Raw genomic sequence first — 14697 nt, forward strand, 5'->3', positions numbered from 1 at the left:
CCGTCAAGCGACCAACGCAGATGGAGGGTCACAGCCGACTCGCCCTGGCCATCCTCTGAACGGTACACAAGCAAACCCCGACCGCCGTTCATCACGGACAGACCGTAACCGCTTCCCACAGAATGAACGTCATCCGACGCATCAAAAAACAGGTGGTGCCATTTCTCGTCGGAGTCCGGCAATCGGTACTTGCCGAATACATAGACGGCATCGTAATTGCAACTGTTACGCCAGGAATTGGACCAGCTCAACTGCACTTCAATATCAACTTGATTTTCGGCTGTAACCACACAATTGACAGGAGAGACAATCCGCAGATTATCTCCAAAAAGAGGAGTAATACCACAGCACAATAAGATCACTCCGACCCACTTTCCTATCTTACCTGAAATATACATCTCCAAAGGTATATTTAGCATACTCTCCGCTATCTCCGGTTTCGTCTCCATAATAACGCCAGATCGGAATCAGATTAATATCGGTCACTTTTCCATGAGCCTGACGCCATACTGCATCATTCGGATTACACTGATCGTAATTCGGCCAATTATAATAGTGCCCGAAATTCAACGTACTTCCGGAGGTATATCCGTAAGCATGCCACGAACAATGAGCATCGGAATTAGCCAAACTATGGTAGCATTTTTTAGAGAAATACTGGTAACCGGTCTTCGATACAGCACGCAAGCCTACTATCTGCTCCTGAGTCAGATTATAAGTAATTGTATAAATAAGCGTATTACTCTCAGTACCATGATGATCTACATCCTCTCCGAAATTCACCTTTATCACACTCCAGCCACCACCATCCGTTTCCATATCACAATATACATCAAAAGGTTCAATGGGACCGGAACGGCCATCCGGATCAACCCGGTAAATACCGCTTCCAATATCTCCCCGATATTCATATCCTCCCGTCGGATGAAGATAAGCGTTGGCCGAAGGAGCATAAGAACCGTCAGCCCATGCCCGGTAAGTACCGAAATCTTTCACCCTCATTTTACTTTTATCCAGTGTATTGACAATATCCACTTCAAAAATATTACTCCGTTCACAACGACCTAAAACCTTTAACTTCACCATCACATATTTAGGCCCATGCAAAACTCCCTCATCCGGTAATACCATATCGGCTTTCTTAGGAATATAGCGACTGCTCAGATCCGTTTCTTCATCCGGAGTAAGGGTATTCCCGTTTCCCAAATAAGTCCAGGCATAAGAAGTAGGATATTTAGCGGTAACGCGAATACCTGCTCCGGTACCATAGCCATTAATGGTATCCCGGTAGCGGGAAATCGTATAAGCCGGATTCACCACCCTCAACTTCACCACAGCACTATTGCCTTCATTATTATCCCGCACCACTTTCCGGCGGAACCAATATTCCTGCAAAACATGGTCATCCATGCCTATATTTCTCAGGTTACTCAAAATCAGATTTCTGCCAATACTCCCGCTATCACGCAACAACTCCCATGTCCTTCCCTTATTCTCACTTTTATACCATAGGTAATGCAAAGCATAAGTCCCGGGAGGTTCATTTCCTTCAATCACATAATCGCCACCATCACAAACCGTATCACACACACTTCCTTCCGCAGTTGTCAGTCCGTTCTCCAGCGTCAGAATATTTTCCAGGGGTGTATCAGGTTCATCGCAGGTATATCCCAAACGAAAACTTACCGTTGAATCGCGACGATTTATATCGCTGATGCTTCCCCGGGCATACATACGCATAGAAGTAGCCAGGTCACCCGTGGAAGTAGAACGGAAATTCCCTCCTCTCAGTCCAAAAGCCTGAGGGTCGTTCACCCATCCACTCACATTTGCCGTACCGTTAGCCGGCAACACCCCATTTCCATGTAAAGTCCCGTTGTAGGTCCGCCCTTTACTATTGGCATTATAATAAATCTCACTCAAATTACCGCTCAAATCCAGAACTCCCCAAAAGCTTGCACCGGCAGTCTCCCGGTCGGTTGTGCCCTTGGCAAAAATACCCACCCGGGCCGGACCATCCACTACACTACGGAAATTCACGTTCCCTGTGTCAAAAGATTCGTCGCTTTTTCCCGGGTTATTCAATCCGCCGGGAATGACAACTTTCCGGTTCCCCCAGGCACAACTTCCAGCCAGAGTCACCGAAGGAAAAGGAGCCCTCGACATTTTTTCGTATTCTAACTCCGTCAACGGCCTCAATCCCACCCAACTGGCATAAGCCAGCATATCAGCCGGCGTCAGATAATTGCACCCCAAAGGAAGTCCGTCTCCATCCATTCCCATAGGATCCTCCCGGTTCATATCACAGGCAAAAGACGCTGTATCCCGGCTGTCCTCATTATTCCAGGTCGCCAACGCAATAGCATTACGGGCATTTACCTCATCCGGCGAACTACCAAACACATAGGCTCCCATCGGTAAATTTCTTAATTCACTACCAATGGTCCGGGCCTGCTGGGCCTGAGGCGGCAACAATTGCAAAAAACTGGCATACTGCTCCTGAGACATTTCATATTTCATCACATAAAAAGCCCGGTAACCATTCGGATAAACACTTCCCAGAGTAGTCTCCGGCCAGGTTTCACCGTCATTTTCAGCACAAAGGCCCCGTCGACCGCCCAAACGAACAACAGTGGTATCTACAATAAAAGAATAATCACATTCCCTTTCCAAATCCCGGTCAGTCATAGACACCGACTTTATAACAGGCAAGGCCCCTTTGGGCATACTCGATTTTTCCACTTTGATCCGATAATAACGGTACTTATCCAGATCGTGAGTCAATTTTATTGCAGTTGTTCCGGGGTACACCCTTTCCAGCCCAGTAGACCAAGGCGCATCCGTAACATTATTCAATAAGGTATGCCATCCGCCGGGGGTATCATTCTTCGCTGCCTGTAAAGTCCAGGCCGTAGGAGCATGCCCCGGAATAGACTCTATGCTGATGTATTTCACGGTATAAGCCTCACTGATTTCCGTTCCGTCAGCCAAACGGCCGAAATCAATCGTCCAGCTCTGTGTATCCCCGCCATTTCCAACCCAGGAGTTCGAAGTGCTGTTGGTAATGTCATTCACCCGATTAGCCGCCAAAGGAGCTGTCTTCGTCTCCTCTCCCGCCCCGTTGGTCTCAATCCAATAACGGTTGCTGACCAAATCATAGGCCGCCGGAATATACATATCCCGCTGCCGGAAAGTACGACTGGAAGCCTCCTGCCCGGCCGAAGCAGTATAAACCATATCTCCCAAAGCAAAGGCACCCCGGGGAATATACACCATCTCAATACCTGTACAAGCCAGAATAACCTCATCATCATAAATGGTACTGGAACTCACATGTCCTTTGCCGGAAGCCGGTGTCGTTTGTGCAATATTCCATTTCAAGTCAACATTCACGCGGGAGATGCCGCTACCAGCCATAGAACGATAGATAAACACCCCCATATTCTTCCCCGCAGCAGCACCACGAGCCGCTGTCCAGGTAAATCCTCCGGAAGTCTCATGTCCGCTATCCTGCAAGTAGACTTGATGCCAGACCACCGGACTCTCATGACGTAAACGATATTTCAACACGACATACACGGCATCATGATTATAGGAATCCCGCCAGGAATTTTCCCACTCCAGCGTAAACTTTATACGCGCCACATCATCACTTACCATCTCACCGGCCGGCAATTGGATATTCCCGACAACCCGGACATTATTGGCCCGTAAACCTGTAAAACAAAAGCATATCAGCAATAAGAACAAATATCTCATAACGCCGTCTTTATTTCAACATTAATTTCTGACAATAGAAACCATTCCCATATAAACCTTTCCTGTCGCAGTCCTGAACTTATAGACATAATTGCCCGCCGGTAAAACATGCCCGTTATCCGTTTCTCCATTCCATTCATCAGCATAAGGAGAAGCTTTATATACCCGTTTCTGGTCACGGTCATATATCTCCAGCGTATTATCGTTCCGCGATTGCCACAATCCCTCTATTACCCAGGTGTCATTATATCCGTCCCCATTGGGAGTGAAAGCCACCGGGAAACGGTAAGGCTCCATCTGACGGTATTCGGCATGGATATAAGTCTCACGCGTGACCATAATCGTACTGTCCGTTTGTAAATCCGCACCGTCAATGTCCAGACTATAAAGCATCCATCCCTTTGACGGAAGAGGATTCACTCTCAGTATCGTATAATGTTCGACCGTATCCACAGGTATCGCCAGATGTCCCAAATCTTCATTATACAACAGAAGCTCGCCTTCCCCCTGAGCAGTAGCAGTCACCTGCCAACGCTTAATCCGAAGCAAAGCAGAAATATTAACATCTCCCAACACAGTCCATTCCGATTCATTTTCAATCTCAACCCCATTCACCCGAATCCAGGATATCTCATATCCCTCCGAATCATCCAAACGGACTTCCACCTTCAACTCCGTACGGTAGGCTATCTCAGCTCCCGGAATAACCTCTTCTCCTTCTCCGGTTGTAATCACAAACTTCCCATACATCGGATGCTCATAAGTCACCGTATACATCCGCGGCTCAACCACAGCTTCCAGCCGGCAATCACCCTTTATGGTCCAAATATCACCCGCTTGAACCGGTTCTCCATTCATCGTCAATCCAGATACTTTATAACCTCCTTCGTTATAGACACCAGCCATAAACCGGATTTGAGTCCAATAATCCAACTCCACCGGAGCAGTAACACCCAAAGACTCCCATACTCCATTCGCCCCCAACTTTTCTACCGTAATATAACCGCTATCAGGTTGCACAACCGTAAGTACCTGGGTCCGTATCTTATACCCCGCTTCTATCCTCAACGTATCGTATACTGCATTCTGAGGTAAAACCACCGTATGATTAATCACACTCTCTCCGTTTGCCGTCAGAAAATCCACTTCGAATCCTTCATCAGGTACGGTATAAAGGTTCAGTATTGCTCCTCCCGGACAACGGTCACCGAATCCGACCACCCGTCCATCCTTCCGGACTTGCAAAGTACCGTATTGAGGCGTATTAAACTCTATCCAGTAATATTTCTTAAATTCAACATCCACCGTCACATTGCCGGTTATCACAATCGTAGTATCCTGACCGCTGACAGGAATGATCCGGCCATCAGACAAATGAATATCAAACTTATCCAACAAATAAGGAGTACCTCCGGCCTCCACAACAAAAGTCACCTGAGTGAAATGGCTCGCAGACCGCACACGGGATGTACCCTTCACCTCATAATCTCCACCCTGCAAACCGGAAACCGTAACCTTTCCTTCTCCTGCAGCAATTACCTTTAGCTGATACTCCTTCAAAGTATATTCGACAGCAAATTCTACACTATCCAGATTAGAAATATTTGCCGGAATATTTACCACAATCGAACCTCCTTCTTCCGGCATCTGATTCAGTTTCTGGCCATTCATCGTCAAACTGCTCACTTTATACCCTTCATTCGGCCGCGCATTTACAGTAAGTCCTGTTCCCGCCGGATAACGATACCCGACAGCGGAGGTATCCGCCTGAAGAACCGCCAGAGAACCATATTGCGGTTGCAAAAGACGTACTTCATATACCTTTTCAAAATCAGCCTTAATATCCACCTCTCCCGTAACGGAAGCAATATATTTCAGATTACTAACAGCCACACCTCCCATAGATACTTTCAAACCCTCTTTTTTCAAACGATAACTCTCATTCAAAGGCTCTGCCTCAATAGTCAGTTCCGTAAAATGCTTCACTTTATCACCGGATTGCTGTACAACACCTTCCATCACTCCTCCGAAAGCTTTGTTCACCACTACGCGACCTCCCGTATTGGCCTGAAAATAGACCGGATAACGTTTTAATTCGAAACGGGCGGTCACCGTCACATCCGCATCCGGCATATTCTTCATATTCAATTTAAAAGGAGCGCTCACTACCGGACCAGTTGTCCCATCATCAGCCGAAAGCAAAATTGTCTTATACCCATTCGTATCCACAGTCCATATTTCAACAGGCGCACCGACTTCAACGGTCAAACTACTGTTAGCAGTAAAAATATGCTGTTTCCCATCTTCCAGTTTCACTACAACCTGATTACCACCGGATCCGTTCTCCTGGTCTATCACAACGTTCAACTGCTTTTTCTTCCGGTGAGCAATAGCATGAATAACAACATCTTCCTTAACCACCATAGGGTTCGCTTGCAAATCATAAGCGGCCGGATTAGACTTTACAAAAGCCTTCACTTCTATCGGTCCTTCATACCAAGGATGCAACTGCAATGTTGTCTGGTCCAATTGAAGTTCCGACAAATATCCTGCCAAAGAACCGTTTTTCCGGTCTACATCATACGTCGTATCACCCAAAACAACACCAATATCCAATACCTGAAATGCCAGAGTATCCGGCTGATGCACAACACTTACTTTAAACATCTTCAGTTGGAAACTACCCTGCACATCTACATCCCCACCCGGCATCACAAAAACCTTCTTTATAATCCCCAGCGTATCTGCATCACTCCACTTCTTCCATGCTTCTCCGTCTTTCGTTGCGGTTAAGGCAATACAATCATGTCCTATCAATTCCGCCTGAGCCGTCAAGCTCACCCCTTCCGGAATCTTGCTCCCACTGCTGACCTCCGACTGATTATCCGTTCTCTTTACAACAACATTGGAACCGACAGTCAACGTATATAATCGGCCAAAACGTACCTCAAATACAGTATCCTGTTGCAGTGTCACTGCTCCTGTATAGGCCGTACTCCCGATTTTCTTGCTGACAATCTCAAAATCAGAAGAAACTACATCCGCATAAAAATTCAATACAGAACCGTATTCTACATCCTTAACCACTACCGTATCTGTATCTGTCGACTTCAAATCCAACAGTAAAGTGCCACCGCCATCTTTTTCCCCTATCCAAATCTCTGCACTTCCTCCGTTTGCCGGAGTCTTTTTTAAAGTCACCTGACAAGTTTTCTTAGCAAAAACCGCTTCCACAAGCAAATCCTTAGCGACACATTTATCCGGAATCACATAAGTCACTTTTCCCTGACTATCCAATACTAAAGTCCTGGATAAATTAAATCCCGGTGCGACAACAACAACTTTTTTACATTCATAATCTTTGTCGGCAGGAACAACGGAGATACTGAAAGATTGGCCCTGAGGATAAAATTTACCATCGGCATCCGTTGTAGTGCCTGTCTCAACAATAGATAAAACTCCATTGGAGGAAGGTGCCTTTACAATCTTGTACAAACGCTCAAAACGAGCTTCTATTCCCACCGAGTCCGTAATCTTATCCAAATGACAAGGCTGGGGCTGTCCTTGTATACGGTCTATCCCTCCCATCAAGGCTGTCAGTCCTGTATTACGGTAATATTCATCTGCCGGAGTCGCTTTAATCTGCGTCAAACTGGCCCCATACCCCACAACGTATTTCCCCACCGAATTATTATAACTCATTCCGGAGCCATCCACAGCCACGACACTTCCACTGCCTGCCGGGATTACCTGTATATTCAAGGGAATTTCTTTCAATGCATAAGCCAAAGACCAATTTAAAGACTCATTTATCGGCATTTGCTTTTTTTCATAAACAAGTTTTTTCCCATCTCCAGGGAAATGAAGAAATTCATAACCTTCCGGCATCGGTGTCGGTGTTTTCACCCGAGCCTCCACTATTGCTCCCACCGGTACACTAATCGATTGATATCCATTCTTGTATACAACCGGAGTTCCTCCGTCAATTTGTATCTCAACACCGAATCCTTGGTCGGCCGGCATAATTTCCAACTCCAAAGGTTGTACCTTTCTTTCCAATTCTACCAAAAAGCTAACATCCCCGTCAACTGTTTCCGTAACCACATAAGTATAAACCAAACCGGAAACAGAAGTATTAAAACTTAAAATATTAGCACGTCCCATTGTTCCGGATACAGATTTCACCTTATACCAGGAATCGCTACCGCCATTGGCCGGAAGTAAAGTAACCTCTATTTTCAGCTGATCACCATATGACAATACTTTTTCACCCTCAGCCACCACTTGATCCACTCCTCCAACAACTTTCTTCACCACGATAGTTCCGCCCGTGCCCGTCAGCTTATAGCTCAAATCATAATTCCGGGGACCTATCTCAGCTTCTGCCAACACATCTTTCTCCGGCATGGAAAAAGCATACTCTATTGTTCCATCTGCCCCGGAAGTCGTTGAACTCCCCAAAACATTTCCAGGAACATCATTTTCCTTTATACTAAGTTTTTTACATTCCTGCCCTACTGCCGGTTTGACAGAAACAGCTTTCAGTTTTTCCTGGGCATAAGCATAACCGCCATTCCCCACTTCCGTACCATCAGCATGCAATACCCGGGCAATATTTGCCCCATAAACTACCTTATATTTTTGGATGAACTCCGCTTTAAAAGTAACGTTCCCTTTCACAAAAGCATAAGTATACGACTGGTTCGTGGTACCGATCACCTTATCAACATTATCAAAATATAAACGCACTGCCCAACCGGTTGCGGGCGTCGCACTCAATGTTAATTTACTTCCATGTTCCACTTTGGTGGTTCCCGCCGCTGTCAATAAAGTATTCATACCATCGCTCAGACTGATATCCGTACTTCCCTCCGGATGAATCACCTCCACAGTAATTGTATACACTTTCTTCTCAAAATCAGCAAGCAAATCCAGATTTTTGTCCAGCGACAAAGATTTTTCAAACGTACCGGAAACAGATGTTGTATCCAACAAAATGGTATCCTCAGGAATAACACCTTTATTTCTTACCTCATGGTCCGCATTCAACTGGTAGCCGTTATCAGGTATCTCCGAAGCTGTAATCTTAATCATAGTACGGGCAGGATACCAATACGCGGTACCGGAAACCAGACTCACACGATCAACCGTCACACTCAAATGTCCGAAATCCGGCTCAACATACCTCACCTGATAATAAAGCTCCGTAGTACCGGAAAATGTTACATTTCCCCCGGTATGATCTTCCGGAATGACATATGTGATCCACCCGGAAGTCGTTACAGGCGCCACCATCAAAGAAACCGGTCCGGTCCATTTGGCCACTCCGTCCACTTTCAGATCCTTACAACCTGTCGTTCCGGAAGTTCCGGAAGTAGCCACAATTCTCGTTTCCAACTCTGTACCGGCAAGCACCATATCTCCCGTTTTCAAAACAGTACCGTCTTTTTTACGAACTTCCACTGTACCCGAAGAAGGGTTATTGATTACAATCGTACATTTCCGGACAAATTTCACGTTAAACATCACATCACCATTTAAGGTATAACTCTCCTCCCAGTTAAGAGGATTGTTCTCTCCATCCTTCACATACAACAACTGCTCTCCGGCATCTTCTGTCTTGATGAAATTCAAAACCGTACCGGCCACATACAGTTTACTTCCTTTGGTAACATCCTGCTTCAAACCGTCATCAGCAGTATACTGCACTTTAAAAGAGCTATTGCTGCTCGTCGTCGGCTTCGAAACCTTCCAATCCACAGAATAAAGGTCCGCAGTTTGTTTAATCAGCACCTTTACTGTCACATTCTCCTCTACCTTAAAATTCTTAGTAGTACTTATATCTTTCGTTTCCGTTCCTGTCAACTCAACTCCAACCAAAGAATAGCCTTTATCACACGCAGCATCCACCCATAAATCGGTTCCGTATTCGACTTCTATCTCTGCTGTCGGGCCGTTCTGTGCTTTTTCCAAAGTCAACAAAGCAGTGGTACCCTTTTTCACCATCACTTTCCCTCTCTCCGGAGTTGCATCCGGATTTTCTGCCACCACGACTTTTTGCAACTTCACCTTAAACTTCTTAGCCTTAAACTTCGCTACAACATTCACATCTGCCACCACCGTATGTTCGCTTCCGGAAGTAAAAGCACCACTGTTCAATTTCAGGTATTCAAGGTCATATCCCCCATTTGCCGTAGCAGTTATTTTCAACTGATCCTGATAATAAACCGTTTGCGGACTATTATCCAAAAGTTTCCATTCCGTCGTTCCTTTCTCCTTCCACTCCACTTTTAAAGTGCCATAATCCGGAGTTTCATTTACAAAAGCAAGAGCATATCCGATTCTGTTGAAGATGAACTCCACAGTATGTGCAGCCTTGATTGGTCCCAGTTTTACGGAAGAAAGATTCTGCTCCACTCCGTCCAACTTCACTTTCTTACATTCATAGCCGGTAGGAGCCTTTGCTGTCAAATTCAAAGTAGCCCCATATTCCACCAAACGATCAGCTGCCAAAGCCGGGCTGGCTGTAAAATAATCGGTAGGACTGCCTTCCAGGCCACTCTGAGTTACCGTAATCAAATATTTCTCCAGGCTAAACTCAGCTGTTAACGTAGCATTCGAAGTAACCGTCCAGGTTTTTGTTGTACTAATATCCGTCAAAGTACCTCCATCCGGATTGACTTTCAACGAACCATTCACATATTTATATCCTTCGGCACTACTGGGAACCGGGGTAACCGTTATTTCCGTTCCATATTTCACTTTCACCTGTTTTCCGCCACTGCCGTAACTTTCAACACTTCCGACAGAGCCATCCGGCCCCGTCACAGTCAAATCACCGTGTAAACAGTTCCAACGGACATAACACTCTTCCGGTTCGTAATTGACCATAATACAAACACCGCCCACCCGCATACGAGCCGTTTCACCCAATTTTAAAGAACTGGAATTGGACGTTCCGTCAGCATCCGATACGGTTGTCGACTTCCACTTGTAACCCGGTTTCGCTGTCGTTGCTATCTCCAACACTCCGGTCGGATTATAAAGTAAACTATACTGTTTTGTCGATACTCCTTCCGGTATGGACATTACCGTTCCTGTTCCCTTCTCCGTGACAGACAACGTACCCCATGCCGGATTATTGACTTTCATTATAAGCGGATAACTATTAGGCTCAAATACAGCTTTACAATTAATGCTTTTGGCCACAGCATGCACCTTCCCAAGCCCTGCCTCACTCAAAACAGAGACCCAGGGGGAATCTTTCGGCTCCTTGAATTGTACCAAAACATCTGTACAACGATAACCTGCATCGGACACAGTATCAAAGGAAACCTTTTCGTTCGCTTCTATCACCATGCTGTTCTTTCCCTCATCGGGAGCATGATTTTTACTTCCCGATACGGTCAGAGTACCATGTTCCACCGGCACGACCGTTACTACCGTCGGCGGTGTCAAAATCACTTCAATCGTCATGTCACTGTTCACCGGACCTATGGAATAAGCACCGTCCGCACCCAGCGGAATCTCTTCATTTCCTCCCACCTTCTTGACTATAATGGATTTCTTATCTATTCCGGTAAAATCCGAACTACTCACCTTAAAACGATAAGTCCCTCCCGGTTCCACTTTGCTGGCATAATAGGTCACTCCATTCACTATCGAATCAATAGTAATTTCCGGGTCCTTGATAAAAGTAATCTTATACGTTTTATATTCATAAGCTCCGATATCATAAGTCCCTCCACTCAAACGCGGATTTCCCCAAAGGTCAAATAAATTCTTTAACAATTCATCCAACGAACCTGCATTAATACAAGGAGAAGCGGATTTCAGACGGAAATCTCCGTTGTCCGCATCCTGAAACAACGGATCATCCGAATTCACACCTTCTATGTAATTGGTAAATTTAGAAGTACCGGAATAATCCAATTGCTTGCCCTTATTCCCCCAGATCAAGGTATTTTTAATTGTTGCTCCGGTCCCCAGCTTTACTGCAGCACCTTCCTCAGAAACCGATTGCCCCTGAGCAACTGTAACTCCCCATGCCCAGAGACATCCTGCCAAAAAACACCAACTAAATCTCTTTATCATAGTTTTTTATCCTTAAAATCAATATACAAAAATCGGACGAACCCTGAATTGCTTATCCCGGGTTGTCGACTCTCCTCTTTGGACAGCACCTGCCGTACCATACGAATCGCGGTCGGGATGCCCGAAATTAATCACCCAGGCATCTTCATTCTTTACATCCTGGTTGGTCGTCGCGCACCAATATACATCTTCCTCCAAAGGCATAATTACCCGATCCGGATTTAACACCTTCAAAGCCCTCAAAGTCTTATCTACTGCAGGCCATGCAACATACATAGCCATCACCTGATAACCCGCCGGAAAACACCAACGAACTCCCGCCGGCTCACCCTCCGCCCGGTAGTTACTGCAATAAACAGCGGCTTCGGAAGCCGGGTCTTTTTCCAGAATCTCAGCAGTCACACTATAACAGGCCGTATCCTGCAAAGGATTATCCCGATAAGTACCGTTCAGCCGGACCCCTTTTGTCCCCCAGGCCTTCAAAGCTTCTTCCAAGGCCATGACATAAAAGCGCCCCTGTAAAATGAAAGCATCACTATTCACCCAAAACACTACTCCAATGGCATCTTTCTCTGTTCTGCTTTCATAAGCCGTTAAATCCACAATCTCTCCATTGGCACAAAATATATCTCCCGGCTGTACCCCGCTTCGCAACTCCCTGACGGAAAAATTCCGGCAAACCGTACAATTCAGCAAAACCGCATCCCCTCCGGCAATACCGTATCCTTCTTTTGCCTTATTGCCCGTAACTAAAGAATTAATCATCCTCGCACCCGTCTCCAGATATACACCTCCGCCTTCTATCGTTTGCCCCCAAGAGCGTACTCCGGAAAACAAACCGAACCATAAAACCATATATACCAACAACCTACTCATCAAAAAGATTTTACAGACAATATTCCTCCTTCCTCAAACCAATCCACAGCCTGAACCCCACCAAGACCGGCAGGTTCCACAACATTCAACCATATTTTTCCCTCTTCCGCCTCCGAAGAACTCCAGTAAGGAGATGCCTTATCCAACAGGAAAGGGAAATAACCGCCGCCGCCAGCATTCCGTACTACCTGATAAGTCGCCTCCACCCGTTCCCATTCCGCAATCAAAGTCCTCAGTTGGCCCAATGCCGGCAAATACCAGCCGTCAGTACAAGAGAAGACAGCCGGATAGTCATCCTCAGTCCCTTTTTCCTTTGCTCTTTGCGTATGTTCATACCCTGCCGTATCTGCCAAAGCCTCCAATAGAGTCCTATACCTTTTTTCCGTAACATTTCCGGAATACTCACTGTACGTCCACCCTCCGTAATAATCAGGCGGGTCTACATTCACCACCCATCCCCGCTGTCCCGAAGGAGCTGCCGGGTCGGGATTTATCCAAAAAACAATACCTTCCACCTGCTTTCCATTTGCCGTATTAATCTCCTCTTTCCGGAGGAATTTACCGTCCCCACACCATGCATCCCCCACCTTCGGACTATATTCTGCCGCAACATTATTCCGGACGATACAATTCCGGACAACCCCGGTAGCCCTCACATATAAACCTCCCCCGTTGGCAGCATGAACAACACCTCCCTGCACCGTAACCCCCTCGATAATTCCGGCAACGGTAGCCACGCGGAATTGTCCCGTTACCTGTAAAATGGTTTGGGCCGAAGGATTTTCTGCCTTTACACCAGCATCAGCAATCCATCCCCCCGAAAGCGTTTTACCGGCAGGAATAAACAACTCCGCATCCAAAAGATAAGTTCCTACAGCCACCCGAACTTCATCACCGGCTTTGGCTAAAGCATCCCCAATCCTCCCCATTGCATTCGTCCATGAACTCCCATCACCATTTCCTCCCGGCACAACATACAACGTTTGGGCCTGCCCCAACAGTCCCAACCCCATCATTATTATGACAAACACCCCTCTCATACCTTACCGCCTAATATAAAAATATCGGACGAGCCCAATGTTGCATATCTCTATTTGAGCGAAAATCGTTTAGACATTCTCCGTTATAAAAATTTACAACCCAAACACATTCCCAGGTATCTGCCGACCCTCCATCACAACTGCTCCAATAAAAAGCCTCGCTCTCTTGATCCTCCGCACAGACGAAATCATCCACCGAAAGCCCAGAGGTTGTTTGTCCGACCACTTCCAGAGATGGAATCACCTTCGGCAGGACAGTCATCAAATTGCTCAAATATTTTAAAGTCGGCAATACCCAACGAATATTCTTCGTTTTATCATTCGGATTATGGGTTTGAAAATAAGCTTTGTAATTCCAACAATGATGCCCCGCCTCAAAATCATCTCCATACACATCCCAAAACTCTTCCAATATAGAAGTATTCCTGTAACAGGCAGTATCTTTTCTATAAGGATGTGCAATCCCTAAATCAACCATACCCTGCATCAACCAACAATCCGACACACCGATGGTTCCCCATGAACACCTTTTTTGCCCGTCAAGGGAAATGACCGCTCCTTTGGGATATTTCACCTCAGGATCCCCGTTCAACCAAAACACAATTCCAATAGCGTCCTTGGTTGCACGGGTCTTGTACGTTTCACGGTCTACAATATCTCCGTTCGAACAGAAAATATCTCCCGGTTGAGGATAATGGACTTCTACAGCCAAACGGCTGTTCTGGGACAATGTAGAATTCAATAAGACTCCGTTCCCCCCGGCTACGCCGAATCCGTCCGTAGCCTGATTCTTATAAATCAAAGAACCGATGCAGGTAGCTCCGTCTTCCAACCATACTCCTCCTCCCACTCCCTGTGCCGCACTCCGGGATAAAACAAACATTATCCATAATCCCGCTAATAAAACTGCCTTCCACATAATCTTTCT

6 protein-coding genes are annotated in these 14697 nt (G+C 46.1%); all 6 read right to left on the reverse strand.

The genetic code is table 11. The features are described from left to right. A partial coding sequence (locus D1136_RS03520; RefSeq protein ID WP_202623056.1) for a hypothetical protein occupies positions 1–398 on the reverse strand: 398 nt, incomplete at its 3' end. After that, positions 382–3759: a fibrinogen-like YCDxxxxGGGW domain-containing protein gene (locus D1136_RS03525; RefSeq protein WP_161876258.1), complete on the reverse strand. Its 3378-nt coding sequence runs from the start codon at positions 3757–3759 to the stop codon at positions 382–384. The genes D1136_RS03525 and D1136_RS03520, both read right to left, overlap by 17 nt. A 21-nt stretch (positions 3760–3780) precedes the next feature. Beyond that, positions 3781–11853, reverse strand: coding sequence for a gliding motility-associated C-terminal domain-containing protein (locus D1136_RS03530; RefSeq protein WP_161876259.1), 8073 nt, complete (start codon positions 11851–11853; stop codon positions 3781–3783). A gap of 18 nt (positions 11854–11871) precedes the next feature. Next, positions 11872–12729 carry a hypothetical protein gene (locus D1136_RS03535; RefSeq protein ID WP_161876260.1) on the reverse strand — a complete coding sequence of 286 codons (858 nt, stop codon included), beginning with the start codon at positions 12727–12729 and terminating at the stop codon, positions 11872–11874. Then, positions 12729–13745, reverse strand: a complete 1017-nt coding sequence (locus D1136_RS10825; RefSeq protein WP_202623064.1) for a hypothetical protein — start codon at positions 13743–13745, stop codon at positions 12729–12731. Before D1136_RS10825 ends, D1136_RS03535 begins: the two co-directional genes overlap by 1 nt. 34 nt (positions 13746–13779) lie before the next feature. Continuing rightward, the gene (locus tag D1136_RS03540; RefSeq protein WP_161876261.1) at positions 13780–14688 is read right to left on the reverse strand and encodes a hypothetical protein; all 909 of its coding nucleotides are present in this window, start codon (positions 14686–14688) and stop codon (positions 13780–13782) included. Between the last annotated feature and the right edge of the window lie 9 nt (positions 14689–14697).

The sequence above is a fragment of the Odoribacter sp. Z80 genome (assembly GCF_009935865.1).
Classification (GTDB): Bacteria; Bacteroidota; Bacteroidia; order Bacteroidales; family Marinifilaceae; genus Odoribacter.